General features: G+C 54.1%; 15 protein-coding genes. 8 read left to right on the top strand and 7 right to left on the bottom strand.

What is annotated here, in order from left to right; translation table 11 throughout:
* Positions 1 to 27: 27 nt before the first annotated feature.
* Together ACFE33_RS11050 and secG are read right to left on the bottom strand one after the other, a co-directional pair.
* Positions 28 to 1,671 (bottom strand): CTP synthase, encoded by a 1,644-nt coding sequence (locus ACFE33_RS11050; protein WP_380053266.1) that lies wholly within the window; start codon positions 1,669 to 1,671, stop codon positions 28 to 30.
* 156 nt (positions 1,672 to 1,827) lie between these two features.
* Positions 1,828 to 2,190 carry a preprotein translocase subunit SecG gene (secG, locus tag ACFE33_RS11045; RefSeq protein ID WP_380053264.1) on the bottom strand — a complete coding sequence of 121 codons (363 nt, stop codon included), beginning with the start codon at positions 2,188 to 2,190 and terminating at the stop codon, positions 1,828 to 1,830.
* Positions 2,191 to 2,358: 168 nt separating this feature from the next.
* Between secG and ACFE33_RS11040 the strand changes: the two genes are divergently transcribed.
* Positions 2,359 to 3,651 carry an adenylosuccinate synthase gene (locus ACFE33_RS11040; RefSeq protein WP_380053262.1) on the top strand — a complete coding sequence of 431 codons (1,293 nt, stop codon included), beginning with the start codon at positions 2,359 to 2,361 and terminating at the stop codon, positions 3,649 to 3,651.
* A gap of 3 nt (positions 3,652 to 3,654) precedes the next feature.
* Positions 3,655 to 3,870 carry a DUF2842 domain-containing protein gene (locus tag ACFE33_RS11035; protein ID WP_380053260.1) on the top strand — a complete coding sequence of 72 codons (216 nt, stop codon included), beginning with the start codon at positions 3,655 to 3,657 and terminating at the stop codon, positions 3,868 to 3,870.
* Between the two features lie 55 nt (positions 3,871 to 3,925).
* Here ACFE33_RS11035 and ACFE33_RS11030 read toward each other — a convergent pair whose 3' ends face one another.
* Complete coding sequence (locus ACFE33_RS11030) at positions 3,926 to 5,929, bottom strand: hypothetical protein (RefSeq protein ID WP_380053258.1); 2,004 nt, start codon at positions 5,927 to 5,929, stop codon at positions 3,926 to 3,928.
* Between the two features lie 140 nt (positions 5,930 to 6,069).
* Between ACFE33_RS11030 and ACFE33_RS11025 the strand changes: the two genes are divergently transcribed.
* Complete coding sequence (locus ACFE33_RS11025) at positions 6,070 to 6,729, top strand: thiamine diphosphokinase (RefSeq protein WP_380053256.1); 660 nt, start codon at positions 6,070 to 6,072, stop codon at positions 6,727 to 6,729.
* Here ACFE33_RS11025 and ACFE33_RS11020 read toward each other — a convergent pair.
* Together ACFE33_RS11020 and ACFE33_RS11015 are read right to left on the bottom strand one after the other, a co-directional pair.
* On the bottom strand, positions 6,720 to 7,628 hold the full coding sequence (locus ACFE33_RS11020; RefSeq protein WP_380053254.1) for a DMT family transporter: 909 nt from the start codon (positions 7,626 to 7,628) through the stop codon (positions 6,720 to 6,722). The two genes, ACFE33_RS11025 and ACFE33_RS11020, sit on opposite strands and share 10 nt — an antisense overlap.
* A 45-nt stretch (positions 7,629 to 7,673) precedes the next feature.
* Positions 7,674 to 8,126: an Lrp/AsnC family transcriptional regulator gene (locus ACFE33_RS11015; RefSeq protein WP_380058708.1), complete on the bottom strand. Its 453-nt coding sequence runs from the start codon at positions 8,124 to 8,126 to the stop codon at positions 7,674 to 7,676.
* 87 nt (positions 8,127 to 8,213) lie between these two features.
* Here ACFE33_RS11015 and ACFE33_RS11010 point away from each other — a divergent pair, with 87 nt between their 5' ends.
* Entirely contained in the window at positions 8,214 to 8,798 is a 585-nt protein-coding gene (locus tag ACFE33_RS11010; protein WP_380053252.1) for a LysE family translocator, read from the top strand.
* A gap of 2 nt (positions 8,799 to 8,800) precedes the next feature.
* On the opposite strand, the gene ACFE33_RS11005 is transcribed toward ACFE33_RS11010, so the two are convergent.
* Entirely contained in the window at positions 8,801 to 10,174 is a 1,374-nt protein-coding gene (locus ACFE33_RS11005; protein ID WP_380053250.1) for an L-serine ammonia-lyase, read from the bottom strand.
* 174 nt (positions 10,175 to 10,348) lie between these two features.
* Between ACFE33_RS11005 and rpiA the strand changes: the two genes are divergently transcribed.
* From rpiA to hflC, 4 genes are all read left to right on the top strand, one after another.
* Complete coding sequence (gene rpiA / locus ACFE33_RS11000) at positions 10,349 to 11,137, top strand: ribose-5-phosphate isomerase RpiA (RefSeq protein WP_380053248.1); 789 nt, start codon at positions 10,349 to 10,351, stop codon at positions 11,135 to 11,137.
* Between the two features lie 3 nt (positions 11,138 to 11,140).
* Complete coding sequence (gor, locus tag ACFE33_RS10995) at positions 11,141 to 12,511, top strand: glutathione-disulfide reductase (protein ID WP_380053246.1); 1,371 nt, start codon at positions 11,141 to 11,143, stop codon at positions 12,509 to 12,511.
* Between the two features lie 80 nt (positions 12,512 to 12,591).
* Positions 12,592 to 13,722: an FtsH protease activity modulator HflK gene (hflK, locus tag ACFE33_RS10990; protein WP_380053244.1), complete on the top strand. Its 1,131-nt coding sequence runs from the start codon at positions 12,592 to 12,594 to the stop codon at positions 13,720 to 13,722.
* Positions 13,722 to 14,624, top strand: coding sequence for a protease modulator HflC (hflC, locus tag ACFE33_RS10985; RefSeq protein ID WP_380053242.1), 903 nt, complete (start codon positions 13,722 to 13,724; stop codon positions 14,622 to 14,624). Before hflK ends, hflC begins: the two co-directional genes overlap by 1 nt.
* A gap of 65 nt (positions 14,625 to 14,689) precedes the next feature.
* On the opposite strand, the gene ACFE33_RS10980 is transcribed toward hflC, so the two are convergent.
* Entirely contained in the window at positions 14,690 to 15,004 is a 315-nt protein-coding gene (locus ACFE33_RS10980; RefSeq protein ID WP_380053240.1) for a YciI family protein, read from the bottom strand.
* Positions 15,005 to 15,224 lie beyond the last annotated feature (220 nt).

Below are 15,224 nucleotides of genomic sequence, written 5' to 3'. Positions count from 1 at the left end.
TGAGGAAGCGTAGCTGGACGAGAAGCGTTAGACCAGACGCGAATTGTCCTTGGCCGCCTTTACAAACCCTTCAAAGAGCGGGTGCGGATCGAACGGCTTGGATTTTAGCTCTGGGTGATACTGTACCCCAATGAACCAAGGGTGGTCTTTCCACTCTACGATCTCTGGGAGCTTTCCGTCAGGACTCATGCCAGAGAACTGCAACCCACACGCTTCAAGTTGTTCGCGGTACTTTGTGTCCACCTCATAGCGGTGGCGGTGGCGCTCTTCGATTGTGGTTGTGCCATAGATTTCAGCAACCTTGGAACCTTCGGCGAGTGTGGCTGTATAGGCGCCCAAGCGCATGGTGCCACCTTTGTCATCGGTAACCTTGCGCGCAACTTTGTGGTTGCCCTGTACCCATTCCTTTAGGTGGTAAACCACTGGAGTAAAACGCTTACCGCCGGCCTCGTGGTCAAACTCTTCCGAGCCAGCATCGGCAAGATTCGCAACATTTCGCGCAGCCTCGATAACTGCCATCTGCATTCCCAAGCAAATCCCAAGATATGGAATCTTGTGCGTGCGGGCATATTCCGCAGCTTTAATCTTGCCTTCGGTTCCGCGCTCACCAAAGCCGCCAGGAACGAGAATGGCATGAAAACCTTCGAGGTACGGCGCAGCGTCAGATTTATCAAAGACCTCGGCGTCGACCCATTCGATCTTAACCTTGACCCGATTTGCCATTCCGCCGTGCGTCAGCGCCTCGGCAATGGATTTATAGGCATCTTCGAGCTGCGTGTATTTCCCGACAATCGCGATTTTCACTTCGCCCTCGGGGTGGAAAACGCGATCCGCAACATCTTCCCAGCGAGAGAGATCAGGCTTGGGCGCAGGCGCGATGCCGAATGCGTCAAGCACCGCTTGATCCAATCCTTCGCGATGATAGGCGAGGGGGGCTTCGTAGATCGACTTGAGGTCATAGGCCGCGATGACCATGTCCTTGCGAACATTACAGAAAAGACCGATTTTCTCGCGCTCTTTTTCTGGGATCGGCTGCTCTGAACGGCAAACAAGGACATCTGGCGCGATGCCGATGCTGCGCAATTCCTTAACGCTGTGCTGGGTCGGTTTGGTTTTCAACTCTCCCGATGCTGCAAGGTAAGGCAGCAACGTCAGGTGCATGAAAATACACTCGCCGCGCGGTTTGTCCTGTGAAAATTGACGGATAGCCTCAAAGAACGGAAGCCCCTCGATATCGCCAACAGTACCGCCAATTTCGCAGAGCATGAAATCAACTTCGTCATCACCGATGTGAAGAAACTCTTTGATTTCGTTGGTGACATGCGGAATCACCTGAATCGTTTTACCGAGGTAATCGCCACGGCGCTCTTTCTCGAGAACGGTAGAGTATACACGGCCAGATGAAACGGAATCCGTGTTACGTGCAGCAACACCGGTGAAGCGTTCATAGTGCCCAAGGTCGAGGTCTGTTTCTGCGCCATCGTCGGTCACAAATACTTCACCGTGTTCAAACGGGCTCATCGTGCCAGGATCGACGTTGAGATATGGATCGAGTTTGCGCAGGCGAACTGAATAACCGCGCGCCTGAAGCAGTGCCCCCAACGCAGCAGAGGCGAGCCCCTTGCCAAGCGAAGAAACAACGCCACCAGTAATAAAGATATAACGAGCCATGTGGTGAACGTCTCCCGTGAGTTTCAAGATGTGCTGAAAACGGCGCAAAAAAAGCGCAGCATCACGGGATTTAAGTCATAACAGATTCGCTTGGAATCCACAACCCAATCACTAGATGCTGCGAGGCATTTCTGCCCGTTCTCAATTTATTGTGTTTTAGTCGGCTGCTGGAGGAGTGAGAGATCCGTCACCGTCGGCAGGGGGAAGAAGCGCATCTCCCTCGCCAAGCGAAGAATCAGGTGTCGTGACCGGAGTAGGTGCAACGCCACCAACACGATCCAGAACCGAACCGGAACCAGCCTTTTGCGCGGCGATTACCGTCAGGCTGATGGATGTGAAGAAAAAGGCCGCAGCCAAATACCATGTTAGCTTGCCCAAAGCAGACGCAGGAGAGCGACCACCATTAGGACCATTGCCGCCGCCGATTCCCAAGCCACCCCCTTCGGAGCGTTGAAGCAGAACGATGCCAATCAATGACAGCGCGAGGATCAGGTGGATGACAAGAACGATATTTTCCATGAAGCGACCTAGTTTAAGATTTGCAGTTATCTAGGCGGCTTTTGTCCTGCTCGCAACCCCATTCCTGACTTGTGGGGGTATAGGAGGTATATTCTGTGATTTAATGGTTCCAAGTATCGCCGTAGCAAGCTATACGAGCGCGGGTTTTCTAAACACCGGGATAGTAGAATGGCAAACGTCGTAGTTGTAGGCGCTCAGTGGGGCGACGAAGGAAAAGGCAAGATCGTTGACTGGCTAAGTGAGCGCGCGGATGTGATTGCGCGCTTTCAGGGCGGTCACAATGCCGGTCATACTTTGGTGATCGACGGAAAAGTTTATAAGTTGTCGCTCCTGCCCTCGGGGATTGTGCGTGGCGGCAAGCTTTCGGTGATTGGGAATGGCGTTGTGCTCGACCCTTGGCACCTTGAAGGTGAGATCGAGAAACTTCGCGAGCAAGGCGTAGAAATCACACCCGAGAACTTGATGATTGCCGAGAACACGCCGCTGATTCTACCAATTCACGGCGAGCTTGATCGCGCGCGCGAGGGTCAGAACACAGTTGCCAAAATCGGAACAACGGGTCGCGGAATTGGGCCTGCTTATGAAGACAAAGTAGGCCGCCGTGCGATCCGCGTTGCTGACTTGGCGGACAAGGCAACACTTGATACGCGCGTTGACCGTTTGTTGCAGCACCACGATGCGCTGCGTCGTGGAATGGGCCTTGAAGAAGTTGATCGCGCGGCACTTCTTGCCAAACTCACAGAAATTGCAGGGATCGTGTTGCCCTATGCGGCACCCGTCTGGAAGGTTCTGAATGAAAAGCGCAAGGCAGGTAAGCGGATCCTTTTCGAAGGTGCGCAGGGTGCGTTGCTCGACATCGATTTCGGCACATATCCGTTCGTGACATCCTCAAACGTGATCGCAGGACAGGCCGCAACAGGGACAGGTATTGGCCCTGGTGCGATCGACTATGTGCTTGGAATCGTTAAAGCATATACAACCCGTGTGGGTGAGGGGCCGTTCCCTGTTGAGCTAAATGATGACGATGGTCAGCGTCTTGGTGAGCGTGGACATGAGTTCGGCACTGTCACTGGACGAAAGCGCCGTTGTGGCTGGTTTGATGCGGTTCTTGTGCGTCAGACTTGTGCGACTTCGGGCGTTTCTGGCATCGCGTTTACGAAGCTTGACGTGCTTGATGGATTTGAAGAGCTGAAAATCTGTGTTGGCTATGAGTTGGACGGCGAACGTATTGATTACCTTCCGACCGCTGCCGATCATCAGGCGCGCGTGAAGCCGATCTACGAAACTATGCCAGGTTGGAGCGAAAGCACCGAAGGCGCGCGAAGCTGGAATGATCTTCCTGCGGCTGCGATCAAATACGTGCGTCGCGTTGAAGAGTTGATTGAATGCCCTGTTGCGATTCTCTCTACTAGCCCTGAGCGCGACGACACTATCCTCGTAACCGATCCGTTCGAGGACTAGGTTGTGGCGCTAAGTTACAAAGCCCGCCGCCGTTGGTCGCTGTTCGCGCTGCTTATCGGCTTACCCGCGTATATCATCGTCGCGGTTGGCGTGATCGGCCTGTTTGATCGCCCGCCATTTTGGTTGGAACTGTTGATATATGTCGGTTTAGGTGTGATTTGGGCTTTCCCGCTCAAGGCCATATTCAAAGGCGTCGGCAAGGAAGACCCCGACGCATAGCAGAAACAAAAAGGGCGGCCACATCGGGCCGCCCTTTTTGATTATGCCGTTACCCTTATTCGCCAGCGATGCGGGCGTGTGGGTTAAAGCGTGTTGTTTCCGCGATGCGGAACTGGCCACGTTTGATCTTTTCGATCTTACCTTCGCGCAGCAAAATCCCGAATGAGCGCATTCCGTCTTCGCGTGTGAGGCCTTGCTCTTCACCAAAGCGAAGAACGCGGCGCATCACGTCTGGACGTGTGAAGTGGTCTTGTCCCTCAACATAGGACGCATAAGCTGCGGCCGCTTCGAGGAGATCAGGAAGCTCTGTCGCACCAACGCGCTCGGCGAACTCGGCGAAAGATTTGCTGTCTGCAAGAAGCTTGGCGTTTTCTTCGGCCAGCTCTTTGTTAACTTCGCGAAGCTCTGGAGCAGATTTTGAAACGCGACGTGGGTGAAGGGCTGTGCCATCCCCAAGGTCAATGCGCTGCTCGGAAACCAGAACCAACGGAGCAGGGCGCTTTTCTTTGCCTTCGTTCAGTGGCTTAGGAAGCTCCGACTCGGCGAGGTCTTGGCGATAAGTGTCGGTTTGATCGTCGGCCTTTGGCTTGGAACCACCAAGGATTTTGCGATCTGCAACAGTTGCCGCAACAGCCGCTTTGAGGTGCGCAATTGCAGAGCGGCGGCGCGTGCCTTCGGTCTCTGCGAATTTGTTTTCACTCTCTTGCATTAGGCGCTCAACGTTGTCCTCATCCGCCTTCTTGGAAAGCGGGCGATGCGGCGTCACCTTAGGCAGTGGCTTATGCTCGGACTTGGGCGCTTCTTCGGTCTCAACGGCTGCGAGATCGGCGGCAAGTTCTGCTTCTGCTTCTGCGGAGAGGCTTGAGGCGGTTTCTGCGGATACTTCAGTGTTCTCCGCATCAGTCGTGCTCGCGCCGAGTACCCGAGCACGGGCACGTGCCGCAACACCAGACACACCGCGCTTGGCGACACGCTGTGGCATGACGTCGGTTTTCTGAGCTTCAACAGGAGCTTCTTCTGCCTCTCGTGCGGTCTCTTCTTCTTCGTCCGCGTTTAGAACGGAGAAGTCGATTGAAGCTGGTTCTTCTTGAACGGGAGCTGCTTCTTCGGCAACAATTTCATCTTCTTCGATTGCTTCGTCCGCTTGAAGAAGCTCTTCTTCGACTTCTTCCTCAACTGTGAGTTCTTCCTCAACCGCAAGTTCGTCTTCGTCTACTGTGATCTCAACCGAAGTGTCTTGAGTTGCGATAGCGCCAAGGATTGATGTGATATCAGCGGAATCATCCGCCTCTTCTTCCAATTCCGCAACTTCTTCTGCAACTTCATCAGCGGCAACCTCTGGTGTGCTCAATGATGCGCCAATACCGGCAAGGATATCATCCTCTTCATCATGTGTTGCTTCCTCGGTCGCTACTTCTGGTTCGATTTCTTCTTCGAACTGCTCATCTTCTTCAATCTCGGCAAGCGGCGCATCGGCTACGGCTTCTTCGGCCTCGTATGCGTCTGGTGCCTCGGTTGTTTCAACGGCGCTTTGTGCCGGAGCTGCTGGCTCTTCGATATCTTGGAAAGCGCTTTCGATTGAAACGAATTCGGTGTTCGCGTCTTCAATAACTTCTTCTGCAATACTTTCAGGAGCGCGCGAGACAACAGCACGGATGCGCTGGAGTTTTGCGGCAACTGAACCGCCATCAATCTCTTCGCGACGCGCCGTGAATGGCTGAGCAGGGGCGGGCGCTTCTTCTTCGGGCTCCATTTCTGGTGCCTTGGCGGTTTCAGCTTTGGTAACTGCCGGGCGGGCAGTTTCTTCGCTCTTGCGCAACAGGATTCCGCTTTCGCCGATTTGTGCTTCTACACGGCTGCGGATCTCTTTCTCGGCGATCCGAGCGAGCATCTCTGCATCAGGCGCGGGCGGCTCGGCACCGAAATAACGGTCCTCTGCGGCAAGGCCTTTGAAATACTCTGCGATGGCTTTCATCGTAGAAAATGAATCGTCGAAACCTTCAAGTGTGCAGGAGAAGGTTCCGTATGATACGGTCAGGATTTTATTTTCGCCTACCATGATACTGCTCGCTTTCTCTCTTACTCAGCATCTATACACCTACCATGCTACAGATCGCAGAAACGTTCGGAACTTCGTTTATTAAGGTATCATTTTTTGGCCTAAATGTGGCGAGTTTCCAGAAATAAGGCAAAAATACCGTGAATCATGTCATTGTATCGAGTTTTGACCCAATTACGCTCATTGGGGGCGGCGAAATTGCGATAAACGATCTCACCGATTCTCTCGCGCTGGCACCGATTCTCGTTGCTTGTGACGGCGGAGCGAAGGCGGCGTTGGACCAAAACCACGAACCAATTGCGGTGATCGGCGATATGGACTCTATTGATTCTGCTACCAAAGATGCGATTGGAGCGGACAAGCTGCACGTGATATCCGAGCAAGAGAGTAATGACTTTGAAAAAGCTCTGATGCATTGCGAGGCGCCTGTGATCCTCGGGGTTGGCTTTACGGGGACGCGGTTGGATCACGAGTTGGCGGCCTTTGGCGCGCTGCTGAAATTCGCTTCAAAACGGATTATTCTGATCGGTAAACACGACGTTGTTTTTCTCGCTCCGCAACAATTGGAGTTGAACCTGCCTATTGGTTCGCGTTTCTCCCTATTCCCGATGGGCGCCGTGCGCGGCACATCCGAGGGGCTTTGCTGGCCCATTGATGGGCTTGAGTTTGCACCCGAAGGGCGGTTGGGAACCTCAAATGAGGTGAACGGCCCTGTGCGTCTGACGTTCGAAGCACTAAAGATGCTTGTCATATTGCCGCGAGAGGCGTTGCCCGAAGTTATGCGGGCGCTTCAGACCTGAAGCTGGGTAATGCGCGCCTGACGGCTCTCTCTATATACAACATAGAGGCCTGCGCCGATGACGATGGCGATGCCAATCGCCGCGATGCCATTGGGCAGATCACCAAACAGAAAGTAGCCATAGACCGTCGCGATTGGAATTTCGAGATACTGCATCGGCGCAAGCGTCGAGGATGGCGCAAACCTAAGCGACCATGTCATCAGCAGGTGCGCGAGGGTACCGATACAGCCCATCAACAAAATGATTGTCCAATTGTTGTCGCTCGCTCCGGTCATCTGGAATTCGGGCCAGCCAAGCCACGACCCCAAGAACCACACAGGCACGAGAATAATGACACCCGCAATTCCGTTCATCGCCTGAAGCTCCATCGCGCCGACCTCTTTGGCGATCAAGCGGGTGACGAGCATGAATAATGCAAAGGTTACGGCCACGCCGATGGGAACGAATGCAAAAGCCCCGACCGCCATAAAGCTTGGCTGAATAACAAGGAGCGTTCCCGCAAATCCGACACAGGCCGCGATAATACGGCGGGGGCCGACTTCTTCCTTTAGGAAATACCAGCCAAGGAACATCATGATGAATGGCATCACAAAGACAATGGCCAAAGTGTCCGCAAGTGGCATATAGCGCAGTGTCAGGAACAGCATGATCGTCGCCGAGATATGCAGCAACGCCCGCAAAAACGACAAGCCGATGATACGTGGCGAAGTGCGAAGCGAACGACCACCGATAATGATAATCGGTATCACAATGATTGTCTGGATAATGAAACGATAGGCCGCAAGCTCTACCAACCCGTTTGCAGCTCCGAGGAGCTTTGCCATCGCGTCACCAAGCGGTGCAAGGAAGCAAAAGCCGATAATCAGGATTATTCCAAGGAGAGGGCGATCTTGTGTCATGCCATCGCTTATTATCCGATTCTGGGACCGATACCAGCCCAACCGTTATGCGCGGTCATCTTTGGGAGAGCCGATGACAACATAGGTCGTAATGGCGTGCACTTGGGGTAGGGTGCCCAACTTGTCGGTATGCAGCTGTTTATAGCTCGCTAGGTCTTTGGTCTCGACCCTTAGCAGATACTCGATCGTCCCTGTTACGTTATGGCATTCGCGTACCTCGGGAACGGCAGAGATGCCGCGCTCGAACGCTTCCTGACTCGCTTTGGAATGATCAGAGAGGCCAACGCCGATATAGGCCGTAAAACCCGCGCCCATAGCGGTCGGGTCAATCGTGGCGCGATACCCCGTGATGACGCCGCGCCGTTCGAGGTCTTGTACGCGGCGCAGGCAGGCACTGGGCGAAAGACCGATCTTTTGGGCAAGGTCGATGTTGCTTATGCGTCCGTTGATAGATAGTTCGCGCAATATTTTTTGGTTTGTTTGGTCAATGATGCTCATAAGTTGTGAATAATTTGCCAATCTTGCGATATTGGCAACCATATTCGGTTGGTGATGTGCAATAAGTTGCGCATGGATATAGAGAATATGAAACATCTGGCTGTCTTCGCCTTCGTTATGTCGGTTACTCCGGGGCCGAACAATCTGATGCTTATGGCTTCTGGTGCGAACTTCGGGCTTTGGCGGTCCGTGCCACATATGTTGGGCATCGGGCTGGGGTTTGTGTTTATGGCGATCCTGCTGGGCCTTGGATTGATGCAGGTGTTTGAATTGGTTCCCGCCGCTTTGATCATCTTAAAGGTCGCCGCAGCACTCTATATGGCGTTCCTCGCTTACAAAATCGCGACTGCCGCGCCTCCCAAGGCCCAACAAGCCAAGGGAACGCCGATGCGTTTTTATCAAGCGGTGCTGTTTCAATGGGTGAACCCCAAGGCCATCGGTATGGCGATCTCGGCAATGTCGCTTTACGCCGTCGATCAAAGCGTCGCTTCGGTGCTTTTGGTGGGGTTGGTGTTTGGCTGTGTTAACCTTCCGTCCGTAAGCCTATGGGCGATCTTGGGTGTTCAGATGCAACGTGTGTTAACCAATCCGACCCGTATGCGGATATTTAACGGCGGTATGGCGTTGCTGTTGTTGCTTTCTGTAATTCCTGTCTTGCGGGCGGAGCTATAGCATCAGCAGTTGGGTACGTTCACCGCCAGCCCTCCGAGCGAGGTTTCCTTGTATTTCTCATGCATATCCTCGCCCGTTTGGCGCATCGTTTCGATGACCGAGTCGAGCGGAACAAGGTGCTTCCCATCGCCCCGCAACGCAAGCGAGGCCGCAGAGACCGCCTTGATCGCGCCAAGCCCATTGCGTTCGATGCAGGGGACTTGCACGAGCCCCTTAACGGGATCGCAGGTCATCCCTAGGTGATGCTCCAGCGCGATTTCGGCGGCATTTTCGATATGCTCGGGCGAGCCACCAAGCACGGCCGTAAGGCCCGCTGCTGCCATAGCGGCCGCCGATCCGACTTCGGCCTGACATCCACATTCCGCGCCAGAAATCGAGGCATTGTGCTTTACCAATCCGCCAATCGCTGCGGCGGTTAGAAGGAATTCGGGAATGCGTTCCGCCGTGGCGCCCGGTACGAAATCAAGCCAATAGCGTAGCGTCGCGGGCAAGACCCCCGCCGCCCCGTTGGTAGGGGCCGTGACGACCTGTCCGCCCGCTGCGTTCTCTTCGTTGACGGCCATCGCATAGCAACTCATCCAGTCGTTAATCGTATGGGGAGCAGTGATGTTCAGGCCGCGTTCTGCGATTAAGCTATCGTGAATTGACTTGGCGCGACGACGAACGTTCAGCCCGCCCGGAAGGGTGCCGTCATGTTCGAGGCCGCGATTGATGCATGCGTTCATGACTTCCCAAATCGTTAGGATGTCACGATCTAGGTCTTTGGAGGTCGCGCGGGCATATTCATTGGCGCGCTTCAGGTCGGCAATGGATTTCCCCGAACTCTTGCACATCTCTAGCATCTCTTGAGCGGAGTGGAACGGAAAGGGGATCGGGGCGCCCGGATCGGTGTTCTTGCCTGCGGCAAGTTCGCTCTCGGTCATCACAAATCCGCCGCCTATGGAGTAGTACGTTTCCTGAAGGATCACATCACCTTGGGCATCAGTCGCCATCAGGATCATTCCGTTCGCATGGCCGGAAAGCGTGTGGTCATAGTCGAATTTCAGGTCGGACTTGGGTGCAAACTGAAGCACCGGCAAATCCACTGGGCGCACGACACCCTCTTTTTCGATATCGGCAAGGGTGGTTTCGGCCGCCTTTGCGTCATAGGTTTCTGGCGTAAAGCCAGCCAACCCCAGAATTGTCGCCCGATCTGTTGCGTGTCCGACACCCGTAAACGCAAGCGATCCATGAAGCGAGGCACGTAAGCCATGCGCGTTGAATGGAGATTTGCGCAGACGCTCCAAGAAGCGCGCTGCTGCCACCATCGGCCCCATTGTGTGGCTGGAGCTTGGACCAACGCCAATTTTGAACATCTCGAATACGGAAAGGAACATCTGGGCCTCTTGCAAAAGTTTCCTATAGGAAACACGGCTAAGGGTGGCACGCAAGACCACATACGACCCCTCGAACGTGAAACGCGGCGAAACCTATACGTTTTTTCGATAATTGCCCCTCGCCGTGCCGCTTGAGGTTGCGTATAACCGCAGCAACGCAAGAGGAGTCGTATTATGTCCGGAGAACTTTCCCCGATTGATAAAGCCAAATTCGTTGCCGCGAAGCGCGCCGTTGATTTCGTCGAGGACGGAATGCGCGTTGGGATGGGCACGGGTTCAACCGCCGCGTGGATGGTTCGCTGTTTGGGGGAACTGGTTCGGGAAGAGGGGCTGAATATCACGGCCGTGCCAACGTCAACACGCACTGCGGAGCTTGCGCGCGACGAGGGTATCAAGGTTGTTTCCTTGGACGAAGCAAAATGGCTCGATATCACTATCGACGGTGCCGACGAGTATGATGCACATCTGAACCTGATCAAAGGTGGCGGTGGCGCATTGCTGCAAGAGAAGATCGTCGCAACAGCTAGTGACCGGATGGTTGTGATTGCCGATATTTCCAAACAGGTTGAAACACTTGGCGCATTTCCTCTACCCGTAGAAGTTATCCCGTTTGGTTGGAAAACCAGCAAGGCGCTTGTCGAAGAAACGTTGGTTGGAATGGATGTCCTGGGCCGTGAAACAAGCCTGCGAATGAACGGCGAGTCCGCGTACATCACGGATGAGGGCAACTATATCCTTGATCTGCATCTCAAGCGGATCGCAGACCCGCACCAGCTTGGGTATGTGCTCAACCAAATTCCGGGCGTGGTGGAAAATGGGCTGTTCGTCGATATTTGTGACACAGTTGTGATCGGCTTTGGGGATGGAAAGGTCGAGGTCCGCGACATAAATAACGGAACTGTCGAGGAATCGCAGTTCGATTTTGTGGACAGCGACAACCTCTTTGCTGATTTAGAGGACTGATCTATGACCTTTGACTATGACCTTTTCGTTATCGGTGGCGGTAGCGGCGGTGTACGCGCGGCGCGATTGGCGTCCACCGAGGGCAAGGCCCGCGTTGCGTTGGCCGAGGAATATCGTCTGGGCGGTACCTGCGTTATTCGCGGATGTGTTCCCAAGAAACTGATGGTTTTCGCGAGCGCGTTCAAAGATCAGGTAGAGGATGCCGCGAGTTATGGTTGGGACGCCAAGATTGGCGCGTTCAACTGGCAGGAGTTCCACCCAAAGCTTCGGCAGGAACTGGATCGGCTAGAAGGAATATACGGCAACATTCTCGACAACAATAACGTCGAGCGTTTCCATGCCCGCGCCGAGATGGTGGATGCACATACCGTCAAGCTCTCGACAGGAGAGACCTTCACCGCCAAGCATATCCTCGTGGCGGTTGGCGGACGTCCTTCGGTGCCTGATATCGAAGGTGCAGAGCTTGCGATTACGTCGAACGAAGTGTTCCTCTGGGACGCACTGCCTAAGTCGATCCTGATTGTCGGTGGCGGATTCATCGCCTGCGAGTTCGCCTGCATCCTTCAAGGAATGGGCGTAGAGGTCACGCAATTCTATCGCGGCGAGCAAATCCTGCGCGGGTTTGACCGCGAGTCGACAGACTTCATTTCCGCTGCGATGGTTGAGAAGGGCGTAAACCTCAAGCTTGGCGAAAACGTAAGTAAAATCAAAGAGACAGAAGCAGGCCTTCAGGTAACCGCAACGAGCGGCGAAGTGACCCTGTTTGACCAAGTTATGTTCGCCACGGGCCGCGCGCCCAACACGAGCGGACTGGGACTTGAGGCGGCTGGCGTTGAGGTTGGCTCTAAAGGTGAAATCGTCGTTGACGACTATTCCCAAACCAACATCCCTTCGATCTATGCCGTTGGGGACGTAACCAATCGCATTAACCTGACGCCTGTTGCCATTCGAGAGGGTGCGGCATTTGTGGATACGGTCTTCCACGGCAACCCAACCAAACCCGATCACGATCTGGTGGCTTCCGCCGTCTTTACTCAACCCGAATTCGGCACAGTCGGCATGACCGAGGAAGAAGCGGCCACGACGGGCGATGTCGAGGTTTACACAACCAGCTTCCGTCCGATGAATACGCTCTTTGCGGGGCGTGAGGATAAAGTCTTCATGAAGCTTATTGTCTCGGTTGAGACCCGTAAGGTTTTGGGGTGTCACATCGTCGCGCCAGGAGCAGGAGAGATGATCCAGCTCGCAGGGATCGCAGTGAAAATGGGCGCAACCAAAGAAGACTTTGATCGCACGTGCGCCGTTCACCCCGTGATGGCCGAGGAATTGGTGACGATGAAATCTCCAACCCGCGTGGTTAAGGGCACCTCATAGGTGGCGTTGGCTTGCAATTTTCGTTAAAACGCGCATCTAAGTAGTTAGAAAAGTTAAACTCAGACGTTAGGAAGCTATATATGGCTGGTAACAATGGCGGCCCTTGGGGCGGCGGTGGCGGCAACAAGGGTGGCGACAAAGACAATCGCCCCACTGGTGGCGGTGGCCGCAAACCCGGACAAGACGGTCCCCAAATTCCCGAAATCGATGATCTGGTCAAAAAGGGCCAAGAGCAGCTTCGTGTTTTGATGGGCGGCAAGGGCGGCGGTACTGGTCGTGGTACAAATGGTTCTGGCGGTGGTCAGGGACCGAAGTTCAATAAATCGACTTTGGCGATTGGCGGGCTTGTTGCTGTTGGCCTTTGGGCGTTTGCATCGTTCTATTCCGTAAAGCCGGAAGAGCAATCAGTTGAGCTGTTCCTCGGGAAATATTCCCAAACGGGCGAGCCTGGCTTGAACTTTGCGCCTTGGCCTTTTGTTACCAAAGAGATCGTGACCGTTTCGCGCGAGCGTATTGTCGAGATCGGCAATGGTGCACGCGATGGTCTGATGCTTACAGGCGATGAAAATATCGTAGATATTGATTTCCAGGTCGTCTGGAACATCAACGATCCTGCGAACTATCTGTTCAACCTTCGTGATCCCGAGCCGACAATCGCGGCTGTTTCGGAATCAGCGATGCGCGAAATTATTGCGCAATCGAACCTGTCACCGATCCTGAACCGTGACCGTGGTGTCATTGCCGACAACGTGAAGGCCTTGGTGCAATCCACTTTGGATCAGTACGACGCGGGCCTAAACGTGGTGCGTGTGAACTTCAAGAAAGCCGATCCGCCCAGCGAGGTTATCGACGCTTTCCGCGACGTTCAGGCCGCATCGCAAGAGCGTGACAAGCTTGAAAAAGAAGCCGACGCCTATGCAAACCGCGTTCTTGCGGGCGCGCGTGGTGAGGCTGCTCAGGTCCTCGAGCAAGCCGAAGCCTACCGTGCGCAGGTTGTGAACCAAGCCGAGGGTGAAGCCAGCCGCTTCCTCGCGATTTTGGAAGAGTTCGAGAAAGCGCCAGAAGTTACACGCAAGCGTCTATATCTTGAAACAATGGAGCGCGTTTTGGGACGTGTCGACAAAGTCATCATCGATAGCGAGTCAAGCGGGCAGGGCGTCGTGCCGTATCTTCCGCTCAACGAATTGCGTAAATCCGGAGGGACAGAATAATGAAAAAATCTGCCATTCTTCTGCCAATCTTGTTTGTCGCGATTATCGTGGCGTATTCGTCGATCTTTATCGTGAACGAAAAAGAGAAAGCACTCGTGCTTCAGTTCGGTCAGGTTAAGGCCGTCAAAGAAGAGCCGGGCCTTGCGTTCAAAATCCCGCTGATTCAGGAAGTCGTATACTATGATGACCGTATCCTTAGCCGTGATGTTGAGCCGCTTGAGGTAACGCCTCTGGATGACCGTCGTTTGATCGTTGACGCCTTTGCGCGTTACCGCATTTCTGACGTAGAGCGTTTCCGCCGTGCTGTTGGTTCCGGTGGTGAGCGTGCCGGTGAAGCGCGTCTGGACTCGATCCTTGTTGCCGAAATCCGCGAAGTTCTTGGTGGTGTGACATCTAACGATATCCTCTCTGCGGATCGTGTGGCGCTTATGTCGCAAATCCGTGCGGGTGCCGTAACCGAAGCGCGGACTTTGGGTCTTGAGGTGATTGACGTGCGTTTGATCCGCACCGACCTTCCACAAGCCAACCAAGGCGCAACCTTTGATCGTATGCGCGCAGAGCGTGAGCGTGAAGCGACCGACGAGCGTGCACGTGGTAACGAGGCGGCGCAACGTGTGCGCGCTCTTGCTGATCGTACTGTTGTTGAGCTTGTTTCTGATGCGAACCGCCAAGCCGAGATTATCCGCGGTGAATCGGACGCGAAACGGAACGGGATCTTTGCTTCGGCATATGGTTCTGACGAGGAATTTTTTGAATTCTACCGCTCACTTACGGCATATGAGCTTGCGTTCAAAGAAGGAAACTCTTCGTTTGTGCTTTCGCCAGATGGAGATTTCTTTAAGTATCTCGGCTCCGCCGATGGCGTGAAGGCCCCTAAGGCTCCTGCGGCATTGCCGGAATAATCAGTTATCTGATGCAAATAGATTGGGCCGGTGCAGCGATGCGTCGGCCCTTTTCTATGGCGCAACTACATTGAGCCGATTTCGGCAACAACAAGTTTGGCAGTGTCCATTTCAACAAACGGGCACGCCTTGGCGATTGTGATCGCGGCCGCCATATCGTCGGCTTCAATGACGGTGTACCCCATCATCTGATTGTCGACCCCACCGTCATTTACACCATCCGCCGTTACGGTCTGTAGACCGCGAAGCGTGTTGGCCGGCTCAAGCGCAGCATCGCCCAAATCGGCGAGCCATTTCTTGTAGCGCTCCATATGCGCGGCCCCTTCTTCTGGCGTCTTGGGCTGTGCACCCCCATGGTAAGCGAGCATAAAGCGAGGCATTGTAATCTCCTTGTATAAATCTGTTTGCGTAGTCAGTCGGATAACTAAGTTTTCGTAAATTGCGGTGATTGTAGAGCGGGACTGGCAGTTTTGTCGAATTCTTCTCAAAAAGGGTGGCGTGCTACCCCTTGATCTCGGCCATTTTCATCTCATCTCTACTGATGTCACGATGGTTTCACGGGCATTTGTGTCGCCGATGTGCAATAAACGGTTGAATAAT

This window comes from Falsihalocynthiibacter sp. SS001 (assembly GCF_042445055.1).
GTDB lineage: Bacteria > Pseudomonadota > Alphaproteobacteria > Rhodobacterales > Rhodobacteraceae > Falsihalocynthiibacter.
This window is presented reverse-complemented; position numbering and strand designations above follow the sequence as displayed.

What these genes read in the sequence shown, in the direction of transcription:
- ACFE33_RS11050 (WP_380053266.1), bottom strand. Translation starts at nt 1,671, where the DNA reads ATGGCTCGTTATATCTTTATTACTGGTGGCGTTGTTTCTTCGCTTGGC.
- secG (WP_380053264.1), bottom strand. Translation starts at nt 2,190, where the DNA reads ATGGAAAATATCGTTCTTGTCATCCACCTGATCCTCGCGCTGTCATTG.
- ACFE33_RS11040 (WP_380053262.1), top strand. Translation starts at nt 2,359, where the DNA reads ATGGCAAACGTCGTAGTTGTAGGCGCTCAGTGGGGCGACGAAGGAAAA.
- ACFE33_RS11030 (WP_380053258.1), bottom strand. Translation starts at nt 5,929, where the DNA reads ATGGTAGGCGAAAATAAAATCCTGACCGTATCATACGGAACCTTCTCC.
- ACFE33_RS11020 (WP_380053254.1), bottom strand. Translation starts at nt 7,628, where the DNA reads ATGACACAAGATCGCCCTCTCCTTGGAATAATCCTGATTATCGGCTTT.
- ACFE33_RS11015 (WP_380058708.1), bottom strand. Translation starts at nt 8,126, where the DNA reads ATGAGCATCATTGACCAAACAAACCAAAAAATATTGCGCGAACTATCT.
- ACFE33_RS11010 (WP_380053252.1), top strand. Translation starts at nt 8,214, where the DNA reads ATGAAACATCTGGCTGTCTTCGCCTTCGTTATGTCGGTTACTCCGGGG.
- ACFE33_RS11005 (WP_380053250.1), bottom strand. Translation starts at nt 10,174, where the DNA reads ATGTTCCTTTCCGTATTCGAGATGTTCAAAATTGGCGTTGGTCCAAGC.
- rpiA (WP_380053248.1), top strand. Translation starts at nt 10,349, where the DNA reads ATGTCCGGAGAACTTTCCCCGATTGATAAAGCCAAATTCGTTGCCGCG.
- gor (WP_380053246.1), top strand. Translation starts at nt 11,141, where the DNA reads ATGACCTTTGACTATGACCTTTTCGTTATCGGTGGCGGTAGCGGCGGT.
- hflK (WP_380053244.1), top strand. Translation starts at nt 12,592, where the DNA reads ATGGCTGGTAACAATGGCGGCCCTTGGGGCGGCGGTGGCGGCAACAAG.
- hflC (WP_380053242.1), top strand. Translation starts at nt 13,722, where the DNA reads ATGAAAAAATCTGCCATTCTTCTGCCAATCTTGTTTGTCGCGATTATC.
- ACFE33_RS10980 (WP_380053240.1), bottom strand. Translation starts at nt 15,004, where the DNA reads ATGCCTCGCTTTATGCTCGCTTACCATGGGGGTGCACAGCCCAAGACG.